Source organism: Sphaerochaeta pleomorpha str. Grapes, from assembly GCF_000236685.1.
GTDB classification, from domain to species: domain Bacteria; phylum Spirochaetota; class Spirochaetia; order Sphaerochaetales; family Sphaerochaetaceae; genus Sphaerochaeta; species Sphaerochaeta pleomorpha.
Genome location: NC_016633.1, coordinates 1,859,920 through 1,883,135 on the forward strand (window position 1 = coordinate 1,859,920; position 23,216 = coordinate 1,883,135).

At 46.2% G+C, this 23,216-nt stretch carries 20 protein-coding genes; 6 read left to right on the forward strand and 14 right to left on the reverse strand.

The features are described from left to right. Nucleotides 1-10: 10 nt before the first annotated feature. The 6 genes from SPIGRAPES_RS08475 to SPIGRAPES_RS08500 all read right to left on the reverse strand — a co-directional run bounded on the left by SPIGRAPES_RS08475 (nt 11) and on the right by SPIGRAPES_RS08500 (nt 8,097). Entirely contained in the window at nt 11-931 is a 921-nt protein-coding gene (locus tag SPIGRAPES_RS08475) for a dihydrodipicolinate synthase family protein (RefSeq protein WP_014270347.1), read from the reverse strand. A 252-nt stretch (nt 932-1,183) separates the two neighbouring features. Next, on the reverse strand, nt 1,184-2,452 hold the full coding sequence (locus SPIGRAPES_RS08480; protein WP_014270348.1) for an L-cysteine desulfidase family protein: 1,269 nt from the start codon (nt 2,450-2,452) through the stop codon (nt 1,184-1,186). Nucleotides 2,453-2,554: 102 nt separating this feature from the next. After that, complete coding sequence (locus tag SPIGRAPES_RS08485) at nt 2,555-3,244, reverse strand: Crp/Fnr family transcriptional regulator (RefSeq protein WP_014270349.1); 690 nt, start codon at nt 3,242-3,244, stop codon at nt 2,555-2,557. Between the two features lie 218 nt (nt 3,245-3,462). Next, on the reverse strand, nt 3,463-4,653 hold the full coding sequence (locus SPIGRAPES_RS08490; protein WP_014270350.1) for a M20 metallopeptidase family protein: 1,191 nt from the start codon (nt 4,651-4,653) through the stop codon (nt 3,463-3,465). Continuing rightward, entirely contained in the window at nt 4,650-6,071 is a 1,422-nt protein-coding gene (locus tag SPIGRAPES_RS08495; protein ID WP_014270351.1) for a YfcC family protein, read from the reverse strand. Before SPIGRAPES_RS08495 ends, SPIGRAPES_RS08490 begins: the two co-directional genes overlap by 4 nt. A 352-nt stretch (nt 6,072-6,423) precedes the next feature. Further along, nucleotides 6,424-8,097: an acetolactate synthase large subunit gene (locus SPIGRAPES_RS08500; RefSeq protein WP_014270352.1), complete on the reverse strand. Its 1,674-nt coding sequence runs from the start codon at nt 8,095-8,097 to the stop codon at nt 6,424-6,426. A 430-nt stretch (nt 8,098-8,527) separates the two neighbouring features. On the opposite strand from SPIGRAPES_RS08500, the gene SPIGRAPES_RS17240 reads away from it, so the two are divergent. Together SPIGRAPES_RS17240 and SPIGRAPES_RS08515 are read left to right on the forward strand one after the other, a co-directional pair. Continuing rightward, on the forward strand, nt 8,528-8,788 hold the full coding sequence (locus SPIGRAPES_RS17240) for a hypothetical protein (protein WP_041384551.1): 261 nt from the start codon (nt 8,528-8,530) through the stop codon (nt 8,786-8,788). A 145-nt stretch (nt 8,789-8,933) separates the two neighbouring features. Then, a complete protein-coding gene (locus SPIGRAPES_RS08515) occupies nt 8,934-9,440 on the forward strand; it encodes a nitroreductase family protein (protein ID WP_014270353.1) in 507 nt (168 codons plus the stop codon). Between the two features lie 186 nt (nt 9,441-9,626). Here SPIGRAPES_RS08515 and SPIGRAPES_RS08520 read toward each other — a convergent pair whose 3' ends face one another. The 8 genes from SPIGRAPES_RS08520 to garR form a co-directional block, all read right to left on the reverse strand. Beyond that, nucleotides 9,627-11,072, reverse strand: coding sequence for a sensor domain-containing diguanylate cyclase (locus SPIGRAPES_RS08520; protein ID WP_014270354.1), 1,446 nt, complete (start codon nt 11,070-11,072; stop codon nt 9,627-9,629). 256 nt (nt 11,073-11,328) lie between these two features. Next, nucleotides 11,329-12,843 (reverse strand): galactarate dehydratase, encoded by a 1,515-nt coding sequence (garD, locus tag SPIGRAPES_RS08525; protein WP_041384553.1) that lies wholly within the window; start codon nt 12,841-12,843, stop codon nt 11,329-11,331. Continuing rightward, nucleotides 12,840-14,336, reverse strand: a complete 1,497-nt coding sequence (locus tag SPIGRAPES_RS08530) for a tripartite tricarboxylate transporter permease (protein ID WP_014270356.1) — start codon at nt 14,334-14,336, stop codon at nt 12,840-12,842. The genes garD and SPIGRAPES_RS08530 overlap by 4 nt, the downstream gene beginning before the upstream one ends. Nucleotides 14,337-14,353: 17 nt before the next feature. Then, nucleotides 14,354-14,809 carry a tripartite tricarboxylate transporter TctB family protein gene (locus tag SPIGRAPES_RS08535; protein WP_014270357.1) on the reverse strand — a complete coding sequence of 152 codons (456 nt, stop codon included), beginning with the start codon at nt 14,807-14,809 and terminating at the stop codon, nt 14,354-14,356. Between the two features lie 63 nt (nt 14,810-14,872). Next, a complete protein-coding gene (locus SPIGRAPES_RS08540; RefSeq protein WP_014270358.1) occupies nt 14,873-15,910 on the reverse strand; it encodes a type 2 periplasmic-binding domain-containing protein in 1,038 nt (345 codons plus the stop codon). A 61-nt stretch (nt 15,911-15,971) separates the two neighbouring features. Beyond that, the gene (locus tag SPIGRAPES_RS08545; protein ID WP_014270359.1) at nt 15,972-16,859 is read right to left on the reverse strand and encodes a dihydrodipicolinate synthase family protein; all 888 of its coding nucleotides are present in this window, start codon (nt 16,857-16,859) and stop codon (nt 15,972-15,974) included. Nucleotides 16,860-16,871: 12 nt separating this feature from the next. After that, nucleotides 16,872-18,218, reverse strand: a complete 1,347-nt coding sequence (locus SPIGRAPES_RS08550; protein ID WP_014270360.1) for an enolase C-terminal domain-like protein — start codon at nt 18,216-18,218, stop codon at nt 16,872-16,874. 9 nt (nt 18,219-18,227) lie between these two features. Further along, a complete protein-coding gene (garR, locus tag SPIGRAPES_RS08555; protein ID WP_483475679.1) occupies nt 18,228-19,130 on the reverse strand; it encodes a 2-hydroxy-3-oxopropionate reductase in 903 nt (300 codons plus the stop codon). A 564-nt stretch (nt 19,131-19,694) separates the two neighbouring features. Here garR and SPIGRAPES_RS08560 point away from each other — a divergent pair. The 4 genes from SPIGRAPES_RS08560 to SPIGRAPES_RS08575 all read left to right on the forward strand — a co-directional run bounded on the left by SPIGRAPES_RS08560 (nt 19,695) and on the right by SPIGRAPES_RS08575 (nt 23,179). Then, a complete protein-coding gene (locus SPIGRAPES_RS08560; protein WP_014270362.1) occupies nt 19,695-20,480 on the forward strand; it encodes an IclR family transcriptional regulator in 786 nt (261 codons plus the stop codon). A 205-nt stretch (nt 20,481-20,685) separates the two neighbouring features. Continuing rightward, nucleotides 20,686-20,931, forward strand: coding sequence for a helix-turn-helix domain-containing protein (locus SPIGRAPES_RS08565; RefSeq protein ID WP_014270364.1), 246 nt, complete (start codon nt 20,686-20,688; stop codon nt 20,929-20,931). 6 nt (nt 20,932-20,937) lie between these two features. Then, nucleotides 20,938-22,248, forward strand: coding sequence for a type II toxin-antitoxin system HipA family toxin (locus SPIGRAPES_RS08570; protein ID WP_014270365.1), 1,311 nt, complete (start codon nt 20,938-20,940; stop codon nt 22,246-22,248). Nucleotides 22,249-22,393: 145 nt separating this feature from the next. Further along, entirely contained in the window at nt 22,394-23,179 is a 786-nt protein-coding gene (locus SPIGRAPES_RS08575; protein ID WP_014270366.1) for a hypothetical protein, read from the forward strand. Nucleotides 23,180-23,216 lie beyond the last annotated feature (37 nt).

Consider the following 23,216-nt stretch of genomic DNA (forward strand, 5'->3'; position numbering starts at 1 on the left):
GAGACCCCTTTTAGTAGCGTTTGACACCGTATTTGTCAATTACACCCATTTCACCCAGCATCTGTTCCAACTCATCCCTATGATGCCCGGAATACTCTTGGTACGGTTTACGCAAATGACCACCTGGCAAACCAAGTATTTCCAAAGCAGACTTGATAACGATTGGGTTGGAGAAAGTATAGAGTTGCTGGAGAAGGGGGAACCATTTGAAGTATTCCTTGCGGGATGACTCTATAATTTCCATATCAGTCCAAGGCCTTGAATAAAATGCAACTTCCTCAGGAATAATATTCCCTCCGATATTTGCTGTGCCGGTTCCCCCTACGGCCAAAGTCGGCAGTACAATCGAATATTTGGGATAGTCGCAACACATAATCTTTATTTTACCCGCACACAACCTCTGGACCTGTACCAGCTGTTCAACAGAAGGCATTGCTTCCTTGTCCACCACAAAATGGGGATGTCGATCAGACAATTTCTTAATGGTCTCAGGGGTAACCAAGACACCCAGACGGGAGGGGTTATTATAAATCCCGCAAGGAATGCCAATCGACCCCATGCAGGCATCGAAATGGGCAAACACCGCAGTCTGAGGGATCAACACATACGGAGGAACAGTGAAAACGACTCCATCGGCACCTTCCTTTTCACAATACTGTGCAAATTCAATGCTTTGCTCAGTAGTGAAAGAAGCGGCACTAAAGAATACGGGAATCCTTCCCTGGGTCATCTGTATCACTTCATGAACAATTTTCTTCTTTTCCTCAAGACTCAGAAGCGTGACTTCCCCTGCAGATCCCAATACAAACAACTGGGAAGTCCCATATTTAATCTGTCGATCGATCAATGTAGAAAAACCATCATAATCAATGGCATTGTCTGCCGTAAAGGGGGTTGGCATTGCAACAAATGAACCTGATAAACATATCATACTATTTTCGCTCCTCTCATCTCTAGAATGAATCTATTACCTACTTGTGCTTAGTACTGTATCGATGATTTTGATTGCCTGCGACATACTTCGATACTGTGTAACGTATGTTACAAAAAAAGAATTCCCCCAAGGGTGCCTTGGGGGAAAATAAAATATAAAATCATTGTCTATCTTCTTACATAAACACATAATAGCTATGCATATACAGAATTTTCCACCCAAAAACCGTACGATGAAAAGGTCTCCGGTTTATCGTTCCAACATAATACGGAAAATCTCAAGATCGGTTTCCCGCATGCCGTCTCGGCCCAACCTTCCGATGCTTTGTATCGTTCGTTCGGTAGTATCCTTCACCAAGCCATCCCCAGAAAGAAAGACATGCCCATCGGCAACCATAAAATATGCCATCTGGGCTGCCTCAACCGATGAAGCAATCTTTGCAGCACAGGAGGCCTTTGCCCCATCACAGACAATACCTGAGACATTTGCAAGGGTATTGGTAATTGTTGCTTCAATAACCTTGCGGGAAGCCTTATGAAGATAGGCAATGCCTGCCCCTGATCCTGCCGAAGCAGAGACAGCCCCACAATAGGCACTCAGTTTTCCTAGATTTGTTTTTTGATAGATTGCAATCAGGTTGCTCAATACCAGTGCACGATATTTGCACTCATCTGAGACCTTCAGGGAGGAAGCATATACCTCTATAGGCAGGCTCACAGTCATACCCTGGTTGCCGCTGCCACTATTGATAACTACTGGCATGCTGCATCCATTCATCCGTGCGTCGCTTCCCGCTGCAGGAAGGGCCCTGGCAAGGATGGAAACATCGTTGCCATAGTGTTTCAGCAACGAGGCCCCCACCATAGCACCGTAAGAGTTTTTCAACCCTTCTTTGGCGATTGCAAAATTATAGGTAACTTGTCGGTCTAGGATGGCTTTTACATCCTCTATTCGAACAGCTCCTACAAAATTAAATATGGTATCGAGATTCAGGATGCTATAGTCCAAAACAGTACCCTTATCTTTTGACAAGGCCTGAGATACGAGGACCTGCCCATTTTTTTCTATCCTACTGATAAAAGTATGGGAGTGAACAATCTCCACAAGAGAACTTGCATTGCCTGCATGCATTTCTACAATGATCTGTAGATTCTCGGCCTTTTCCAGTAGTTCAACCCTGCATATTTCTTTTTCCAAATACTTTTTGGCCCTGTAAATATCCCCATCGGTAACCGCAGAAAGGGTTTCGAGTTGCAATTCGGGGTTTCCCCCGACAGCGCCAAGCACGGCACTTGCCTCAACTCCCTTCATCCCACCAGAATTAGGAACGGTTACACCTTTGACATTTTTTATAATATTTCCGCTACAGCGAACAAAGATGGACTCAGGGAAAACCCCTAAGACCTGGCGGGCTTTGGCTGAAGCATAGGCGATGGCAATCGGTTCAGTACAGCCGAGGGCAGGAACCAGCTCCCCGGTAAGAATAGCAAGACATTGTGCATATACCCTTTGATCCATGACATACCTCCGTTGGCATTTGTCAGGATAGTAATGCATGTTCCCAAACCGAATTACTATGCATGAATTCACATTGTAAGAAACTACCAATATGATAGTTTCTTACAAAAGATCCATTTGATCGGTAATTTCCTCATAGATTATCTTGGATACCTGCAATTTGCGGTTCAATATACGGATGAACCCTTCATTGCATAGTTCATTGATGAGTTTACTGGTAGTGACCCGTGCACTCCCAATGATGGTACTGATTTCATATTGCGTATAATGAGAAGAAAGATTGTACCATTTCCCCTCTACGAGGGAAGCATTGTCAACAGTGGAACAAAGCAACTGAAGAATCCTTTGCTTACAGGGATTGAAAACCTGGTTTTCAATTTCATGACGCATTATAAGCATTTTCCTAGACATACAATTCATAATCGCTGTCCGAAAAAGTTTATTCACATCCAAAAGCTTGTCATATACTGAATAGGGTATTTTCCAAAGTATTGAAGGCTCCATTGTTTCAGAAATCAAGCCCGTCGGTTCATGCAGGGTGAGCGGGGTTTCTCCAAAAAACCATCCGGAACTTAGGCAATAAAGAATTTTCTCTGCTCCATCTTCAGCCAGGATGTAATGTTTGGTCCTCCCCTGGAAGACATAATACACTCCATCCATAGCATCTCCATATTCAAGAAATTTCGTCTTTGCAGGATATGGGAACACATGGCAGTGGATCTTGAGCAATGATTCCAATTGCTCATTCCTTTCGGCTGGAATGGTGAAGCTTGAATTCAAGAAATGTTGCATATACTTGCCCTACTTACACGTACAGTATCCTAAAGACTTAAATTATGCAATAAAAAGCATCTGTTCCCAGATGTTGGGGGAACAGATGCATGATATTCTCCTCACAAGGTAAAACCAGAAAACAAGCAACAGAACCGAATCAGAAGGGCAAAAAAATACGTTAGGTCCCCCTTCCACTGTTTCCGTACCATTGGCCAACAGGAACCACCCACCAGCAATTACTCAGCTCCAAGAAAATCCAAGGCAAGGCTACTGGCCATTGTCAGAGCTGTAGGAATAGCACGGTCATCGCAATAGAAACCAGAGGAGTGAATGGATCCGTAGGGGCCTCCAGGTGTTCTGGCACCCAGGCGAATAAAAACCCCTCCGACCTTTTCGATGATAAAAGCAAAATCTTCACCACCCATGGAAGGAGCCTCCAAGTGAACAACCTGATCCTTTCCCAATACCTTCTCCCCGACACGGAAAACACGGTCAACCCAATCAGAGGAATTTACCATCGGGGGAACTCCCCGGACATAGTTGACGGTCGCCCTTGCCTTATACGCTTCGGCCATAGCATGGACTATCCGTTTAACCGAGGCCTCCACAGCATCCCTGCTAGCCGGGTTGATAGTCCTTACTGTTCCTTTCAGTACAACCTCAGAAGGAACAATGTTGAAAGCATTACCCCCATGGATGGAACAAAGGGAGACTACAACGCTGTCAGAGGGGTCGGTTTCCCTCGATACTATCGTTTGCAGGTTCTGTACAATTGCACTCGCTACAACAATCGGGTCGACAACAGTATTGGGATGAGCACCATGGCCACCTTTCCCGGTCACAACAATTTCCAAGGTATCACTGGAGGCAAGGATTCCCCCTTGCTTCGTCCCAATTTTCCCAGCCTCGAATTCTGGCGAACAGTGAAGGGCGAAAGCCCCATCGACTTTGGAGAAATCAATTTCGGGATCATCGAGAAAAAGTTTTGCACCCGCTAGGATTTCCTCCGCAGGTTGTACGAATACATACACACTACCTGCGAACGTATCACGTAAATCACTAAGGATCCTAGCTGTTCCAACAATACAACTACCATGGACGTCATGCCCACAGGCATGCATGACTCCTTGGTTTTTCGAACAATAGGGGGCATTTGCATCCTCGGTGATGGGAAGCGCATCAATATCCCCCCGTATAATAAGTGTCTTGCCTTTCCCTGGTTTCGTCCCTTTGATCTCAATGAAAAGACCGGTTTTCCCTACTCGATGCATCCTTTCATAGACGACATAGTCTTTTACATAGGTCTCAAGGAGCTTGCAGGTTTCGTATTCCTGCAAGCCCAGCTCAGGATGTTCATGGATAGTCCGCTTTAATGCAAGTATACCAGGGACAATGGCCTCTACCCGCGATTGAAGCTGATGACTCATAGGGCTACCCCGGTCCAACCCACACTCTGCAAAATAGTGATTGCAACCAACGACAGTAAAATCTGGATGAGAATCAAAGGCCATACCCACTTGAGGTATTTACCGTACTCAAGTTTTGCAAAACCTAAGCCCCCCATCAAAGATCCAACGGTAGGCAAAATACAATTGGTAAAACCATCACCAAATTGAAAAGCTTGGACAGCAACCTGACGAGTAATGCCTGTCAAATCCGCAATGGGGACCATTATCGGCATGACTGCTGTAGCCTGTCCCGAACCTGAAGATATGAAAAAGTTAATGAATACATTAGCCAAGACCATAAAATTTGCCCCGAGGACCGGTCCGAACAGGTTAATAGGGATAGAAAGATAATATACTATGGTATCAAGGATTTGGCCATTTTTCATCAAAAGGGAAATTGCATTTGCAAAGCCTATAATAAACGCAGCAGGGATAACAGATTGACATCCCTTGAGAAACATTGAGACGATGTCATTGAGAGAGGCCTTGAATAAAAGACCAATAACCAAAATGACTATGAGGAAGGTTGCAGAAATCTGATCAGCTTTCCAAGAGAATTTCAGGGCACCTACGACAACGCAAAGTATACCAAATGCCGAAACCAACAGCGCGAAAGTCTGTGGCTTGGACAGTTTGGCACCTTCAATGTTGGCATTACCATTCCCATTTCCCATATACTCGGAAAGTTCCATCCCTTCACGGTAGTTCAGGCTATTCTTTGGATCCTTTCTGATTTTCTTGAAATAGGCCCAGACAAAAAAGTAGCTGAGCAAAAAATTGCATACATTCAGCAGTAAACGGACTCCAATACCAGAGAACAAGGGAATCTCAGCAACTGTCTGGGCAATACCTATTGTTGCAAAATTTGCCCATCCTACATTGAAACCGGAGAAAGAACCAAAGAAAATCATTGCAAAGCCCAAGGTTGGATCGAATCCCATAGCTGCAGACAAGGCCACTCCGATAGGGATCAGGACGAGTGTTACATTTCCAAATACTCCGGTTGCCCCGCCAATCGACATTACCAGCATAATAAAGAAAATTGCAATTTCTTCATGGCCTTTTACAGAATTTGCCAATTGCCTGAAAGCCGCATCAAGCGCTTTTGTTTCCTGAAGATAGTATACTGCAGCTCCAACAAACAGAACCATAATAATGAGACTTGCCTGTGCTTTGAATCCGGCTACGATTGCCATAAAAATGGCCCAGAACCCTTGTTGATGTTGTTCAATAAAATGGAAAGACCCAGGGACAACACTACTGACTCCATTCTTTACGACACGATCGAAAGCTCCTGCAGGGATGATCCATGTTAGCAATGCAGCAAAAACACAAATCACGAAGAGAATTACATACACATTGGGAAATTCACGTTTCGTTTTGTTACCGATAGCCATTTGATACCTCCGAATTCATTGTTTACAGCTTGTTCCTTTTTATAGAAGCCAAATATATTTAGGAATAGTTTTTTAAAAAGATATATAGCGAACGCAACAGTGTAGCCAATGTTACATAGAGATCTGACGCCAAGACCCCATTGTCAATGGCAAAGAACAGAGGGGTTGTCCAAGTACACCAAAAAATGTGAAATTTTTACCGGCAAAGAAGAATGCGATGCGAAGGTCTAGCTTTAGCATCTATGTCTTCATGCATGGAGAAAACCGCATAAAAAGGTATGCAGGGAATATAAACTGACCGAAGATACCCCGACCAACAATTCTTTGTGATACAAAAGACGAGATGAGATACTCAACATCCCTCCAGCTCTTTGACATGGTAGGTTGCATAGACATCCTTCAGATGAGCTGTAAGTTTGAGATTCTCATCATAATCCACCAGGCAATCGATCAGACAAGGAACCTCCTGCTTGAAAGCATCCTGCAATATAGGGACCAGTTCCTCAGCCTTTGTCACCCGGTAGCCCTTGGCATGGAAACTTTCTGCAAGCAAGACGAAATCAGGGTTTTCGAAATCGACATAACAGCTACGCCCGAAGTGAGCCATCTGTTTCCATTTGATCAAGCCATAGCTGGAATCGTGGAAGATGAGTACGACAATGGGAGTATGAATGCGGACTGCAGTCTCCAGCTCCTGAATATTCATCAAAAGTCCACCATCGCCGGTAACTGCAAGCACTTTCCGCTTGGGATAGACCAGTTTAGCAGCAATGGCCCCAGGCAGGGCAAACCCCATTGAAGCAAACCCATTGGAAATAAGGCAGGTATTCGGGCGGAAACAGGGATATTCCCGGGCAACCCACATCTTATGGGCCCCTACGTCAGAGATAAGGATATCCTCCTCGCCCATAACCTTGCGGACATCCATAAGTATTTTCTGCGGTTTCATCGGAAACGAGGTGTCTTCCATAAAACTTGCTTCATCCTCGGTTGCGGCATCCTTGATTTTCAATGCCCATGCGCTATCTTTCAGGTCTCCCCTGCCGAGCAGATAGGTAAGCTCATCGAGTGACTCTGGAATATATCCGACAACCTGGGTTGCCGTCTGGTAATATTTATTGATATCTGCAGGCATCGAGGCTATATGGACAATCGTCGTATTGCGTCTGGCATTCCAGTTTCGGGGATCATATTCCACGATATCATAGCCAACGGCAATGACCGTATCGGCCTGTTCAAGGATAATATTCCCATAGTCTTTGAGCGGGATCCCCACGGTACAACAATAATAGGGATTATCACAGGAAAGAATACCTTTTGCCATCATCGTATTGATGACAGGGATATGGACCGTCTGCACAAACCGGGTCAACGCCGCTGCGGCAGAAGCCCTGACAGCCCCATTCCCTACAAGCAAGATTGGCCGTTTGGATTTCTTTATAAGATCGAAGGCTTCCAAGATAGTAGTTCTATCGGCACTCTCCCTCAAAGAAATAGGAACACGGCTAAGGGGAACGTCTTCCTCGCTTACTTCTTTTTTTGCAATATCGACTGGAATAGTGATATGGGTTGCCCCAGGCATCTCATTCTCTGCATATTTAAAAGCCAAACGAACGATTTCCTCTTCGGTCTCCGGATTCAGGACCTCCTTGGTCCTTTTTGTAATCGGGGCGAACATACGATTAAGATCGAGATATTGATGGGCGGTTAGGTGCAGTTTATCCGTCGAAACCTGTCCGGTAATGGCCACCAACGGGGCCCCATCACTATTTGCATCGGTAACCCCGGTGACCAGATTTGTAGCCCCAGGACCCAAAGTCGAGAGACAAACCCCAGCCTGACCTGTCAGCCGGCCGTATACATCAGCCATAAAGGCAGCTCCCTGCTCATGACGAACAGTGATAAACCGAATAGGCGATTCCTGCAAGGCATCCATGATATCGAGGACCTCTTCGCCAGGAATGCCAAAAATAAATTGTACGCCTTCCTTTTCCAAACATTTGACCAACAATTGCGCTACATTCATATTGTCCTTCTTTACTATGGTGGACGATTTTACTACTTTGTTGTTTTCTGGTACATCAATATTAAAGAAAGACTGCCTTCATTGCCCTGTGTTTTTCCTTAAAAAGCCCGGCTATAGTCTCCCAGAACATATTGGTTATGGTTCGATTTTGCGCAATACCAGCCATTTTTGAGAAAGAGTCCCTTGCAGAAGCCTGTATTTCCCTCGACAGAGAAAAAATCTATAAGAATTTTGACCTTCGCCAGCAAAACACTATTTTCAGATTTATTTGCACGAAAACAGTACAACCAAGAGGGTTTGTATCCATGGCCAAGGGAAACGACCGGAAAGAAGGGTGCCCTATTCCAGATTGCCAATACTACCAGCACAACCTTGGAGAATGTTGGCCTTTTCCCATTCGATGGGGTGCTCTTGACTGTGATCCGCGCGGTTGGGGGAGAAACGGGGCAACCGAAGGCACCTGTACCCTTACTGTCTGAAATCAGAATCCTGGGGAACTATAGTAGGTGATGCAGCTTCCTCCATTGCCAATGCAAGTTCCTTTGTGATCCAGAATTTCAATGGGGGCAAGGTGCACATAACCCTTGATAATATGAGTAGCTGGACCTTGACCGGGGATTCAACAATCTCTTCCTATCAAGGCGATATGACACGCATACAGAGAAATGGATATACACCGACTATCATGTAGATAAGACTGCAATGTGTTTTTACATAGCTGTTCAAAGATACAGGGAAAGACAAGACTTCTGTTTTTCTCTGTACTGAAAAAACCAAGTAAAACCTAGTGTCCAACCCTTAAGGAAGGTGTATCTTTAGGCAATACGAGGTAGAACATGGAAGCAATCAATACAAGAAGAAGTATAAGAACCTATACAGATCAAGAAATAGAAAGCGATAAAATCGAGAAACTACTGAGAGCCGGGATGCAGGCACCCTCGTCAGGAAACCAGCAAAGCTGGGAGTTTTTGGTCATCCAGGACAAAGAAAGCTTGGACATCCTCTCACTGATGAGTCCCTATTCAAGACTTGCAGCAAAGGCTTCCCTGGTTATCATTCCTTTAAACAACGATGACAGATTAAAATTTGCCGAGAACTGGCAGCAAGACCTGAGTGCAGCTACTGAGAACATCCTGTTGGAAGCTGTTGCATTAGGTTTGGGAACCGTATGGCTCGGAGTGGCCCCCAACGAAGAGAAAATTGGCTATATAGCCAATTGTTTCGAGCTCCCTGCCAATCTCAAACCCTTTGCCCTCATAGCCATCGGCTACCCGGCAAAAGGAAGCGAAAACAAGTTCGTAGACCGGTATGACAAGACAAGGGTACATTACGAGAAATATTGAGACAAAAAACCCTGGCAGTACTACAAACTAGCAGGGGTTGCCACGTTTCTAATTAATAAGCGCTTGTGTTGGCCTGGATTCATTTTCCTTGCTTCTTTTTTCATACAAGGAAGAGGAAAATCATTATGGGGACAAACCTGCTTGGATTCTCTTTGCAGTAGAAAAGCCCATTGCTCCGAGATTATATCATCCTTGCAAAACAGCTCGGTCTTTGCCCTCGCGTTTCGCCCTATAGAGTGCCTTATCGGTACGTGAAAGAAGGCTCTCTATGGAGTCATCCTCCTTCAGTTCAGCGACCCCTATACTTATAGTAAGTACGAAATCCATTAAGGCATCACTACCAGCGACGTGCGAACGAAGTTGATTTGCTATAGCAACCCCTTCAAGCCCCTTTGTCTTTGGAAGAATGAGCAAGAATTCATCCCCACCCCAACGGCCAAAGCTATCTGTTATGTGTAACGTAGAGTTCACTAGTTGAGTGAACTTGACCAAGGCATCGTCTCCGGCTATATGTCCGTAAGTATCGTTAATCTCCTTGAAATTATCCAAGTCGATCATCAATACCGAGAAAGTGCCCCCAGAACGCTGGCAAAGGGAAAACTCGGTAAGGAGCCTGTGATCGAGTTCCATCCGATTGTTTATCTGGGTAAGATGATCGAGACGGGAAGAATCCTCGAGTTTTTGGTTATATTTATTGACTATCCTGATGCTGGTCAATAGCGCCAAGACCGAAGCAACGAACCCTATCAATATTGTCTTCAGCAGCATCGCCCTTATAAGCTTGAGGGAAACCCGTTCGTCCTGCTCTACGATGATATACCACTTGAGATCCGGGATATAGCGAGAGGTCAAGAGTATACTTCCCTTGGTTCCCGCATACTGAGTATCAAGGGTCCTCGCTTTGGAGTCCAGGATAGCATTGGCAATCTTGTCGATTCCAAAGGTAGTATGAATGTTTCGTTTCTCGATGATATTCATATCTGAATGAGCCTGTATCAAACCCGATTCATCGACCATATAGACTACCCGTCCGAAGGTCTTCTGGGTCTTTTGAAGCAGTGCGGCAATATCAGACATATCCACACCGACCCCAACAACCCCGAGAAGTTCCCCAGTAGTGCTCTCAACCCGGTAATTGATAAATATGGTGAGTTTACCTGCACTGACCTCATCTGTATCTACATCAAGGGCAACACCCTGTTGAGAATTGATAAAATCATAATACCAGATATCATGGGCATTTTCTGTGCTGATCTCTTTGTATACACCTTGGTAGCTATAATAGCGTAAAGTCTTCGCTGAGACAAAGAAAGAAGTGGCAAACCCATGTTCAATACGTATGGACTCGAGATATTTCTCTATTTTCCTAGAATCAATCTCTCCATCCTCAATCCAGTCGATCAAGAACGTATCGCGAGCCATCAGGGAGGAAGCAAGAAGCGGGTCCTGCAATCTGGTACTGATTTCCCAATCGATAAGGTCACGGACCAACGGCAAAGAGGTCGTGATCAATTCTTCACGGATAGAATCCCTTTGCACATAATAATTAAGGAGCCCTACTGCGATGAAGGATGGAATAAGTATCAACATGAGCAATATTGTCAGCTTATAGTGGGTCAACTTTTTAATCATGATGTCGAGTATATCCTAGTTTACAGAAGGCATCTATATTTTTTATCCAGTTTCATCAATAGCCATAGGTAAGAATCTCTTTGCACCACCAATAATAGCTGAATCAGGGGAAGTGATTTCACTCATATTGTATGGGTAGAAGCAGTGAGGTATCAATAGGTATCGAGTACCGCACAGAACAGGAAGAAATGCGTCTGTAAAGATAGCCTAAGTGGAGGCGGGGTCTTGTCATCCTATCGCCTCCACTCTTTTCCAATCAGGTAATCGGGGCCGGGTTGAACACACACAAAAAATTATGCAACCCGTATTGCTCTGCAAACGTCTTCTTCCGGCCGCTGGCAACATCAATGATCAAATTGAACAACCTGAGTCCGACTTGTTCGACTGTCTCTTCACCGGTAGCTATGCCACCGGCATTCAAGTCGATCAGATCATCCCAATGCTGTTTCAAATCATTGCGGGAACACACCTTGATAACAGGAGCCTCACTAAGCCCATAGGGAGTTCCCCTGCCTGTCATGAATACCTGCAGGGCAATCCCACTGGCTAGCTGGGAAGGTCCGCAGACAATATCGCTTGCTGGCGTGGCTGCAAAGATTAATCCGTGTTTGGTAGGCAGCTCGCCTGGTCCGATTACCTCGACAATGGGGGAATGGCCACTCTTGGCAATGGAGCCCATTGCTTTTTCAACAATATTGGAAAGACCGCCTTTTTTATTGCCTGGGGTTGGATTCGCAGAGCGGTCTACCATTCCTTTGGCAAGGTAATCGTCGTACCACCCGATTTCCTTTGCAAGCTTGTCCCTCGCCTCTTTGTCTACACACCTCAAGGCTAGCAGGTGTACGCCGTCGCGGACCTCGGTCACCTCGCTGAACATGACCGTGGAGCCGGCTTTTACCAAAAGGTCGGAAGCAAACCCTGCACTGGGGTTGGCCGTAATGCCACTGAAGGCATCACTGCCACCGCATTGCATACCAATACAGAGTTTTGACAGGGGAAGTGTTGTCCGCTTGCGCTCGTTAAGCACCTTCAGCTTGGTTTCAGCCATGCTAAGAAGCGCCTGCATCATCGCACCGTATCCTGGATAATCCTGGAGTATCACGACATTGTCCTTGTTGATTTCCTCGCTTTCAAGCAGTTTATCAACCGTAAGCTTCTCACACCCTAAACCAACGACCATAATCTGGCCACCGAAATTGGGATTACGCATCAGATTTTTAATCGATCGGATAGGAATCTGGGCATCAGGCGCGTTGATGGCAACGCCACAACCATAGGCGTGGTTGAGAGCCACGACATCCTCGACATTCGGATAGTTGGGAAGCAAGGATTTGCGAATCTGGGTAACCAACTGGTCCACAACAGGGGACACACACTGTACAGTTGTGGTAATGGCAAACAGATTCCGCGTTCCTGCATAACTATCGGGACCATTGTCATAGCCTTCAAACGTCTCTAATGGCGGATCAGGGAGAAAATCCGGACAGGGATGACCAAATTCCATTGCATCAAGGCCAGGTTGATCAGGAAGAGCCAAAGAAGTCTCGTTGATCCAACCGCCTTTAGGGACATCCTTGAGCAAATACCCCAGGACAACCCCATAGCGCAGAACAGCCTGCCCTTTTTTCAAGTCTGCAAGTGCAACTTTATGTGCCTGGGGGATATCCTCTTTAAGAATTACCCCTTCAGGGAACATTGTCCCCTTGGTAGCGGCTTCGGTAAGGATTGCAACGTTATCATTGGCATCTATCTTGATCAATTGAACCATCATACACTCCCTTTCCCGTTTGCCATCCGTTTCTTTGCCCGGTATTCATCATAAAAAGCCCATACAAGGGAAAGAAGGATCAAAACCCATATGACATTGCCGATGGGACGGCTGAAGAAACAGGAGAGAGACCCGCCCGATCCCTTGATAGAATCGATGAAATACTTCTCCAAATCGTCACCTAGGATGAATCCGATAAGAAAGGAGGGAACGCTGAGACCAAACTTTGTCAGCACATACCCAAATACTCCAAAAAGCAGCATAGTCCAGACATCAAACATATTCCCGTTCTGCACAGCATAGGAACCAACGGTACACAGCAAGATAATTACCGGGTAAATCCTGGTCCGGGGGAAGTTGATTATCTTAACGATATACTTGATAGGATAGAACATCACCAAGAACATAAGGATATTTGCAATACCCATGGCAATGAGAATCGTCTGCCAGGTGCCAGGATTGTTTGTGATGAACAACGGACCTACCTGGATACCCTGCAACATGAAGGCACCGATAAGCACGGCAGTGGTACTGTCTCCCGGGATCCCTAGTGAGAGAAGCGGTATCAAGGCTCCGCCGGTCAAGCCATTGTTTGCCGTTTCCGAGGCGACCAGACCGTCAACAATGCCAGTTCCAAACTTCTCTGGGTGTTTCGAGCCATTCTTTGCCTGGGAATAGGACAAAAGAGAGGCGGCACTGCCACCAACCCCGGGAAGGACACCGATAAAAGTACCGATGATGCCTGAACGAAGGAGGTTCAATTTCTGATCCTTGAAATCCTTGAACGAAAACTTCCGTGTCGATTTTGAGACGTCTGCTTTCATATGGGGGTCTTTCATACCTGTCTCGGCTTCCTGGAATATCTGCACCAAGGCAAATAGGCCAATAAGCACAGGAAGAAGCTGGAAACCCATCCGGAGGTCCATATTCAAAAAGTCTGGGACCATTCGAATCTTATTGTTATCGGGAAATTGCCCGATGAGGGAAACCAGTACCCCAAGGAACCCTGCGAAGAATCCCTTGACCATACTTCCTTTACTCAACGCCGCAATAATTGTCAAAGCAAATACGATGATCAGGAATTTCTCGATGGCCGAGAAATTGATAGCAACCCGTGCCAAAGGTGGGGTAAAGAACCAAAGGCAAATCAAGCTGATTAGACCACCTACCAAACTGGCTGTGATACCAATACGAAGCGCCCTTGTCCCTTCCCCTTTCTTGGTCATCGGAAACCCTTCGAACCCAGTACAGATCGAAGAAGGGGTTCCTGGAATATTAATGAGAATAGCGGGGATCAACCCACCTGATATTCCTCCGACATACAACCCAAGCAAAAGAAACAACGACGTATTAAGGTCATAGGCATAGGTCAAGGGGAGAAAAATGGCAATGGCCATGGTAGCGGTCATCCCGGGCAACGCACCGAAAATAATACCTACCACGACACCAATAAAAGACATCATGAGTTGGATAACACCAAATGAAAACACTTCCATAGAATTTCTCCTCCTATTTAGGGCAATGTGATCTTGAAAACTTGTCCAAAGATAAACCAGACCAGTACTGAGGAGACTACCGAGATGATCAGAGAAATCAGCAAGGATTTGAAATCTGAGTTAGACCAAAACGTACGCGTCTTGAAGGCAATCGGAATCGAAGCGAGTTGTTTCGCTCCACAGAACAGGACGTTGAATAAAAAGACAAAGAGAATGGAGGCAGGGAGAAATCCGATAAGTTCCATGGCAGGAAAATAGGCGACAAGCAGAACCAGCGTCCCCAAGAGTCTGAACTTATCCCAGTTTTCTACAAAAAACCGGTAACCCTTCACCTTGAAGACCGGTTTCCCTTCCTTTTTGCATTTCAGCAGATGTTGCACAAACAGTATGGCTAAAAGGATGGCGAGAATTCCCATGATTATCGGAGGAAAAATCCAATGGGAAGTGGAGGGTTTGTAACTTACTTTAAACATATGCTTCTCCTCAGATAATGACTGCAGGCAAAAAGCCTGCAGCCAACGTATGAATTCGATTTCTTACAATACCAAATCATCCAATGAAGGTGCATTGTCGATCAAGGACTGCAAACCATCACGCTTGTCATAGATGAATGTCTTGCTGTCAGCAGCATTCAAATACTTACCTGGGCGATAGCTCATCTTTGCAAGGTCGGCAATCAAGCCTGGATCAGCATTGACTTTCTTCATTGCTGCATCGAGTTCGGAAACCAGAGCAGCGGGGAAGTCCTTGGGCAGGTAGATGAGGAAATCTTTGGCGAAACGGAATTCCTTTCCATTCATGGTAATCTTCTGGTCAGCATAGGAGAGAGCAGAGACTCCGTCAATGTTATCCATCAAACCCATGTACTTGAGGGCAATCTTCTGGTCATCGGTCTGGGTATACTGCAACAAACTGGTATAGTCGGCGAACATTACGTCGCAGTTGCCATCCCAGATCAGCTGGAGCTTGTCACCGGTTGAACCACCGATTACAACGACGATTCTCTTGGCAATAGCATCGCCATAGGTGTCTTTTACCCACTGCCAGAATACCGTGAAAGCAACCTGGGAAACACCACCGGCCTCACAAGCCATCCTGACGATAGCCTCAGGATTCTGTTTCAAGTATTCAGGAATCTCAGCAAGGCTGTTATAGGGTGCGTTGATGCCTGCGGCCCAGCAAGAACCTGGGTTCTGGGCAATACGGGGACCGACTACCATGTTTTCCAGGCTATACATTTTGTCATAGGCCCCGAAGGAGATGCCAAGATAGGTCATATCGTGGAACATCATGATGGTATTCCCGTCGGGCTTTGCTGTCTTGATCGCATCCAAAGCCTTGGCAGCACCAACTGCATCGACTTTCATGTTCGCGCCAAGCTCTTTGGCAAGGTAACGGCTGACTGTCTCCGCAATAAGATAGGAATCGCCTCCGGTTGAGGTCGAACCAATTACGACACGCACGTTTTTCCCGTTGAAAGTAGGAACCGCGGTCTGATCTTCCCCAGTACCATTGGCAAACACAACAGAGCCAGCCAACAAAAGGGAAAAAGCCAATACCAAAATCTTTTTCATGTACAATCTCCTTATTTCTCTCCCGTTACCGGGAAAAATGCTCTTCAATACCGCTCAGGCCCTATAGCAAACCCATGGTCTGCATGACACAGCGAAGCGTTTCTCTCTGCTCATCGCTCAATGAGGCAATAGGGTCGAGACATTTGCCTACCTTAATGCCTTCAAGCTCCAACCCTTCCTTGATTACCTGGGGAAACGTCCCCATCCCGGTTGCAATGCGCAAGGGGGCCAACGTGAACTGGGCTTCAAGGGCGCCGGCCAAATCCCCTGCAATATATTTGTCATATATGTCGGCTGTGATACGGGGGGCGACATTCGCACAGGAGGCAATAGCCCCGACAGCCCCATAACAGAGCCCTGCGTAAATAAGCGTATCGCGTCCCAAAAGGACTCCGAATTCATCGTTTCCCCGAGTCAGGCGAATATATTCCTCAGTGTTGGTAAAGTCCCCGGTACTATCCTTGACTCCGACAATATTCTTGATTTCAGAAAGCCGGGCGATGGTCTTGGGTTCGATATGCACGTTTGTCTTCGGACGATTGTTATAGATAATAACCGGAAGATCAGTATTCGCAGCTATGGTCTTATAGAACCCATATAGCTCTTCCTGGGTCTGGGAGATAAACATGGGAGTCAAAACACTGACCGCCTCGACCTTGCATTCCTGGGCAATCTTTACCAATTCAATAGCCCCACGGGTGGTGATACTGTTAGCCCCTGCGTAGACAGGCACTCTGTTGGCAACCTGGTCTACCGTAATCTCGAAAATCCTTCTGCTCTGCTCGGGGGTAAAGGCATAGAACTCGCCGGTGGTGCCCAAGGGAAAAATGCCATGGACTCCATTGGCTATCAGGCGGTCGATCATTATCCGATACACCGATTCATTGAACGAACCATCCTCATGCAACGGCGAGATAACCGGTGGAATAATACCATAGGGTTTAAACATCAAAAGATCCTCCTACCGTACCATTGCCGGTTTTTTAGGGTTGAATTCCCAACCGGGAATAAGGTATTGCATACCAGCAGCATCATTTCTTGCACCAAGACAGTGTTTTTCATAGACTTCGTTTGCCTTGAGAATCTGTTCCATATCGACATCGATCCCCAAACCCGGTCTGGAGGAAACTTCAAGATACCCGTCCTTGATAACTGGTGGCACGTGGGTAAGCCTTTCGGTTCCTTCCTGCCAGATCCAATGGGTGTCGATGGCAGTAGGATTACCGGGAACAGCTGCCGCTACATGTGCGATCATAGCAAGGGAAATATCGAAATGGTTGTTTGAATGACTTCCCCAGGTAAGTCCAAGCTCATCACAGAGCTGACCAACCCGCACAGCCCCGCCCATGGTCCAGAAATGGCAATCGGCAAGGGGAATGTCGACACTCTGCAAAGCCAGGGAGTGGGCCATCTGCCTCCAATCGGTGGCAATCATATTCGTGGCAGTAGGCAAACCGGTTGCACGGCGGAACTCCGCCATGATCTCGCGCCCGCTGTAGGTACCTTCGGCTCCACAGGGATCTTCGCAATAGGTGAGAATTCCGTGCATATCCTTGCAAAGTTCAATAGCTTCCTTGAGGGACCAGCCTCCGTTGGGGTCAAGGGTGATACGTGCTTCGGGAAAGGCTTCTTTCAAAGCACGGATGGCTTTCATCTCTTCCTTGCCCTCGAACACTCCGCCCTTGAGTTTGAAATCGGAAAAACCATAGAGTTCTTTGCTTGCCTTGGCCAAGGCAACGATTGACTCCGGGGTAACAGCCTCTTCGCGTCTGAGTCGGTACCAGTCAACCTTACTTTCCTCTTCACTAAGATAGGGAAGGTCAGTCTTGTTCCTGTCTGCAACGTAGAAAAGATAGCCAAGTACCTTTACTTTATTCCGGACTTGTCCATCACCGAGCAACTGGGCCACGGGAACTTCAAGGAACTTGCCCAAAAGGTCCAACAAAGGGGCTTCAATGGCAGTAAGCACATGGATTCCGGTCCTCAGGTCGAAGGTCTGCTGTCCACGAACATCATCTTCCTGGTTGCCCAGGGCCTTTTTCACCTGCAAGAGCGTCTGCTTATACTGGGAAACCAACGTTCCGACTACCAGGTCTTTAACTTGGTTCAGAGCCGCGGTAATCTTCTCCCCGCCAGGGACTTCCCCCACACCCAAAAGGCCGTTGCTGTCGGTCAAGACAACAATGTTACGGGTAAAGTAGGGTCCATGGGCCCCGCTAAGATTCAGCAGCATGCTGTCGCGTCCGGCTACCGGATACACCTGCATAGCAACAATGGAGGGAATGTTCTTTTTTTCAATGCTGTTCATGTTTCTTTCCTACTCAACCACGACGTTCGCAAGCTTCTCGTAATATTTGACCATCGAACAATGGTCCTCACCCTGCAATCCGTCACTCTTCAAAGCCTGCATGATTTCCATTGCCTGGCTTGTCAAAGGAAGGGGTGCGCTTACCGCATGACCGGCATTGAGCGCATTATTCAAGTCTTTGATGTGCAGTTCGACACGGAAGCCCGGTTTGAAATTCCTATCCAGGATCATGGGGACCTTTGCATTCATGACCGTTGATCCGGCAAGGCCTCCGCGGATGGCTTCAAAGACGAGCTGGGGGTCGACCCCTGCTTTCTTTGCCAAGGTCATCGCTTCGCTGACCGCTGCGATATTAAGGGCAACGATTATCTGGTTGGAGAGTTTTGCAACGTTTCCAGCCCCAAGCTCCCCGACATATACGACTGACCCTCCCATTACCTCAAGCAAGGGCTTATACAGGTCAAACAATGCTTTCTTGCCACCACACATGATAGAGATGGTCCCGTCGATGGCCTTAGGCTCTCCGCCACTTACAGGGGCGTCGATCATCTCGATTCCCTTTTTGGCAAGCTCAGCACCGATAGCCCTGCTTTCCACTGGGTCGATTGAACTCATATCGATAAGGACGGTTCCTTCTTTGGCTCCATCCAATATGCCATCTTTACCTAATGCAATCGCACGTACATGGGGAGAATTGGGAACCATGGTTATGATCAAACTACAAGATTGGGCAACAGCTGCTCCGTTGGGGGCTGACTCAGCACCCAAGGCAATCAATTCTGCTACTGCATTCTGATTAAAATCGCACACGACCAAGCTGTGGCCTGCTTTGAGCAGGTTCTTGGCCATTGGCTTTCCCATAATTCCCAATCCGATAAATCCGACTTTCATATGATTCTCCTTACCTTTCAGGGCTCGTCTCCGGTACAGGAGAAAACCCAACTGAGAGGGGCGCTGTTCACCTATACTTAAAACAGCAAACCCATCCTGATGTTTAGGGTATGGTAAACCCGAGAATTTGTGTTGTCAACTTATATTTGATAAAATTCAAATATCAATTGATTTTTCCAAATTTTATTTAATATTTATCAACTTTCTACCAAATAAATATTTTTGTGTTTGAAGTATACCTAGGTTTAAAGTCTGTTTTACTACTCCAAATTTTATTTATTTGTTTTTAATACAAATAATTATATTAACCCTCTCTGTTTAATAGACACTCTTGAAAGAATGTATAAAAGCAATAATCCAGAGAAGTTATCGCTTTTTGATATGCCTTTAGCAGGCAGAAACCTTACTAAAGGCGATACTATTTGTTTTTTCTCTTGATCCGAATTCAATAAAAACAAATTATATTTGATTTAATGATACTTTAATTTGATTTCTCATGAATTTCTTGCTAGTATACAAAGCACAGATAGGGAATTGGGGAAAGTCTCTGAAACGTAAGCCAAAGCCCACCCAAAGGAAAAACGTATGGATTCAGATTCCGACCGCTACAATATAAAAACAGTTGAACGGGCCTTCCAGATTCTTGATTATGCAAGTGAGCAATCTTGCCCTGTTTCAATTCAGGACATCGGCGCTGCCCTCGATATTAACACAAACATGACCTTCAGGCTCCTTGCCTCCTTGGTCAATTCCGGGTACATGGTCAAGGATGCCTCCACAGGCTTATACTCAGTCTCACTTAAATCGCTGAGGTTGTCCCGTAATGCCCTGCACTCGGTGGAAATCAGAAAAGTGTGTATGCCCTACCTTGAGCTTCTGTGGAATGTATTCCCGAAGGCAAACCTCAACATGGCTGTCTATTACCAAGGAGATGTCCTGGTAATCGATCGCATTGACAGCCAGTCCTTGCCCAGGACATATTTCACCCCGGGAAGGACTCTTCCCTTCCATTGCACAGGATTGGGAAAGATCCTTACCTGCACCTTGCCAGAAGCGGAAATCGACCAGCTTATCAAGGACCGTGGCCTGAAACAGTATACGCTCAGTACCATCACAACTGTAGAGGGAATCAAGGAAGAGTTGAAAAAAGTTCGGTTGGAACAGGTAGGAAGAGACCGGAACGAATTTATCAGCGGAGACAACTGCAGTGCCGTCCCTGTGTACGGGAAAGGTGGCCAGATTATTGCCGGTATCAGCATTTCCGCCCTTGAACCCTATATGAAAGAAGAAGAGGTCGAAGCCTCAATTCCCAAACTGAGGGAAACGGCCATGAAGATTTCCTATACCATGGGATTCAACGAAGGGATCTAAGAAGAGAAAGAAACCTGGTCTATGACAAAGGGCCAAGGAAAGAAGGCAAATGCCTTGCTTTTCATCGCTTCTGCACAGGCTATCGAAAAGAACATACCCCGCAAAGGGGAAAAGCCACTGGTAAAAAGATTGGATATACCCTGGAGGGGATATTGCATATTTCTACCCTCTAGGGTATATTCTAAATATATACCTTGGAGGGGATATGAACTATACCATACACCTCGTGCAACAGCTGGGCCCAGTCTTGAAAGGAATTCGAAAAAAGTCGGGGATGACACAAAAACAAGTAGCCGAAAAAGTAGGCCTGCTTCCCAAAACAATCTCGGCCCTGGAATCTGGTTCCCCAAGAAGCACCCTCGACAGCTTATTCACGTTGTTGAGCGCCTATGGCTATACCATTGAACTCGCTCAAAAAGTTGAAGATTCACCTTCAGCCTTTGACTGGTAACGCGGTATGCATAAAAACCTCTTTGTCTACATGAACGGCTTATTTGTAGGAACCTGGGAGCAGACTCCTTCCCTATTGCAGTCTTTCACCTATGACCAGACTTGGTTGCATAATCCTAAGGGAAGGGCAATCTCCTTGTCACTTCCCTTATCTGAGATAACCTACAAAGGAAAGGTCGTTGCTTCTTTTTTTGAAAATCTTCTTCCTGAATCCGAAGCAGTGAGGAGAAAACTCCAAAACCGATTCAAGACATCATCCATCAGGGCCTTTGAGCTTCTCGAAGAAATCGGGAGGGATTGTGTAGGAGCCCTTCAGATTGTTCCCAAGCCGATGGACAAAACTTCTCTAACTCAGAAAATAGAGGGAACTCTTGTCAAGGAGCATGAAATAGCTCACATACTGAGGAAAATACAAGGTCTGGAATCAAATAATTCAACTATCTCTGCAACTGATTTTCGAATCTCTGTATCTGGGGCACAAGAAAAGACAGCTTTTCTCAGATACCAAGGGCAATGGATGATACCAAAAGGAGTTACCCCTACTACCCACATCTTCAAGTTGCCTATTGGAAAAATACAGGACTTCATCGATTTTTCTGATTCCATCGAAAACGAATGGCTGTCCAACCATATCGCGGGTTATTTCGGAATGCCTGTCTGCAATTCGACTATCCAGAGCTTTGAAGAACAAAAAGTACTAGTAGTCGAACGCTTTGACCGGGAATGGAGTCAAGATCAAAAACAGTTGATACGTCTCCCCCAAGAAGATCTCTGCCAGGCTCTGGGATGCTCCCCGGACCAAAAATACCAGTCAGACGGGGGGCCCGGAATTCTGGAAATTATGAAATTATTGCAGGGTTCCAATAGGGCAGAAGAAGACAGGGATTTATTCTTCAAATCGCAGGTGTTGTCTTATCTGATGGCAGCTCCTGATGCCCATGCAAAGAATTTCAGTCTCGCTCTAGGGCGGAGAGGGTCCTTTCGCTTGACTCCTTTCTATGACATTATGTCAGCCTATCCGTTGTTCAAAAAGACATCTTCTTCCCTGGATCCTAAAAAGCTTACCCTTGCCATGGGGGTATACGGGAAAAGTATCCATTACAGATGGGATAGCATTACCAGAAGGTACTGGCTTGAAACAGGTCTCAGGGCAGGACTTTCCTCAGATCGTGTGGAAAGAATACTTGAAGGGATAGTCAACCAGGTCCCTACGGTAATCGACATGGTCTACAAGAATCTTCCCTCCGAATTCCCAAATTATATAGCTGACTCGATATGTGAGGGAATGGAAAAAACCGCACAGAACCTAACCAAATGAAAGATCACAGGTATAGGTTTTTTTGACCATCCTCTTTGCAGTGCAATGTCCTCGTGTTTGCACGTATCACTCTTTTATATATTGACTCTCAGCGTTCTTTTCGCGAATCTTTAGCTATCTCTCATTGAGAAAAAAGGGGTATACAATGAAGAAAACCAATGGTTTTATTCTTACGGCAATAATTTTTACATTACTCGTACCAGTTTCAACCTTCGCAGCCTCTGCAGGGAATGCAACCCTTGGCGGCGTAAACGGCTATCTGGTAATCCCGAGCGCAGAACCTGTGTACAGTGGAACCGATACAACAGTGGCCACAGGCTACTCTGCAATCGTCTCGTCCGGTACGTTTGCAAATATTCCATATTTCCAGATGGGTTTCAGTGGCAACTACGAAGTAGGTATCGCAACAGACATCGCTGACACCACGGACATACTCATAAACGCAAAATGGCGTTTTTCAAAAAGCGGAAACACTTCTATGGCATTGGGAACCGTAGCCCAGATCCTGGATGTCGGAAGCAACACCACCTTCGCAGACCAGATCTACTTTGCAACCACCTTCAACAGCACCTTTATCGACTGGCCTTCAAAGACAACCATCCTTGCAGGGTACACGTTCGACAACTCCCTGAATTCCGACATTAATTTCGGGATGGCTTTTGAGACACCATTCTTTAAGGACACCTTCAAGGAAAAGGTCAATTTCCTCATCGACTTCGGCAATGTTTCCTATAGCACCAAGCCAAACGGCGGCAATGCAGAGAACAGGGGAATGGTCAATGTAGGTCTCAGATTGGTTCCCGTACAGTTCCTCAAGTCAGTCTATGTGTCGGCAGACCTCAGGGCCCTGGATCTCTTCGACGACTCCGGCCGGGCTCTCAGTGCAGCGGTTGCGATTTCCTTCAGGCCTTCGAATAGCATCGTCAACTAAGAAGGTTGCTCTCTTTTAACTATAAACAGAACCACCC

Bases quoted from the DNA above. Each gene is read 5' to 3' on its own strand.
- SPIGRAPES_RS08570 (WP_014270365.1), top strand. From the start codon at position 20,938: ATGCATAAAAACCTCTTTGTCTACATGAACGGCTTATTTGTAGGAACC.
- SPIGRAPES_RS08560 (WP_014270362.1), top strand. From the start codon at position 19,695: ATGGATTCAGATTCCGACCGCTACAATATAAAAACAGTTGAACGGGCC.
- SPIGRAPES_RS08520 (WP_014270354.1), bottom strand. From the start codon at position 11,072: ATGATTAAAAAGTTGACCCACTATAAGCTGACAATATTGCTCATGTTG.
- garD (WP_041384553.1), bottom strand. From the start codon at position 12,843: ATGATGGTTCAATTGATCAAGATAGATGCCAATGATAACGTTGCAATC.
- SPIGRAPES_RS08545 (WP_014270359.1), bottom strand. From the start codon at position 16,859: ATGTTTAAACCCTATGGTATTATTCCACCGGTTATCTCGCCGTTGCAT.
- SPIGRAPES_RS08490 (WP_014270350.1), bottom strand. From the start codon at position 4,653: ATGAGTCATCAGCTTCAATCGCGGGTAGAGGCCATTGTCCCTGGTATA.
- SPIGRAPES_RS08500 (WP_014270352.1), bottom strand. From the start codon at position 8,097: ATGAATGTAGCGCAATTGTTGGTCAAATGTTTGGAAAAGGAAGGCGTA.
- SPIGRAPES_RS08515 (WP_014270353.1), top strand. From the start codon at position 8,934: ATGGAAGCAATCAATACAAGAAGAAGTATAAGAACCTATACAGATCAA.
- SPIGRAPES_RS08535 (WP_014270357.1), bottom strand. From the start codon at position 14,809: ATGTTTAAAGTAAGTTACAAACCCTCCACTTCCCATTGGATTTTTCCT.
- SPIGRAPES_RS08565 (WP_014270364.1), top strand. From the start codon at position 20,686: ATGAACTATACCATACACCTCGTGCAACAGCTGGGCCCAGTCTTGAAA.
- SPIGRAPES_RS08575 (WP_014270366.1), top strand. From the start codon at position 22,394: ATGAAGAAAACCAATGGTTTTATTCTTACGGCAATAATTTTTACATTA.
- SPIGRAPES_RS08540 (WP_014270358.1), bottom strand. From the start codon at position 15,910: ATGAAAAAGATTTTGGTATTGGCTTTTTCCCTTTTGTTGGCTGGCTCT.
- SPIGRAPES_RS08550 (WP_014270360.1), bottom strand. From the start codon at position 18,218: ATGAACAGCATTGAAAAAAAGAACATTCCCTCCATTGTTGCTATGCAG.
- SPIGRAPES_RS08480 (WP_014270348.1), bottom strand. From the start codon at position 2,452: ATGGATCAAAGGGTATATGCACAATGTCTTGCTATTCTTACCGGGGAG.
- SPIGRAPES_RS08475 (WP_014270347.1), bottom strand. From the start codon at position 931: ATGATATGTTTATCAGGTTCATTTGTTGCAATGCCAACCCCCTTTACG.
- SPIGRAPES_RS08485 (WP_014270349.1), bottom strand. From the start codon at position 3,244: ATGCAACATTTCTTGAATTCAAGCTTCACCATTCCAGCCGAAAGGAAT.
- SPIGRAPES_RS08495 (WP_014270351.1), bottom strand. From the start codon at position 6,071: ATGGCTATCGGTAACAAAACGAAACGTGAATTTCCCAATGTGTATGTA.
- SPIGRAPES_RS08530 (WP_014270356.1), bottom strand. From the start codon at position 14,336: ATGGAAGTGTTTTCATTTGGTGTTATCCAACTCATGATGTCTTTTATT.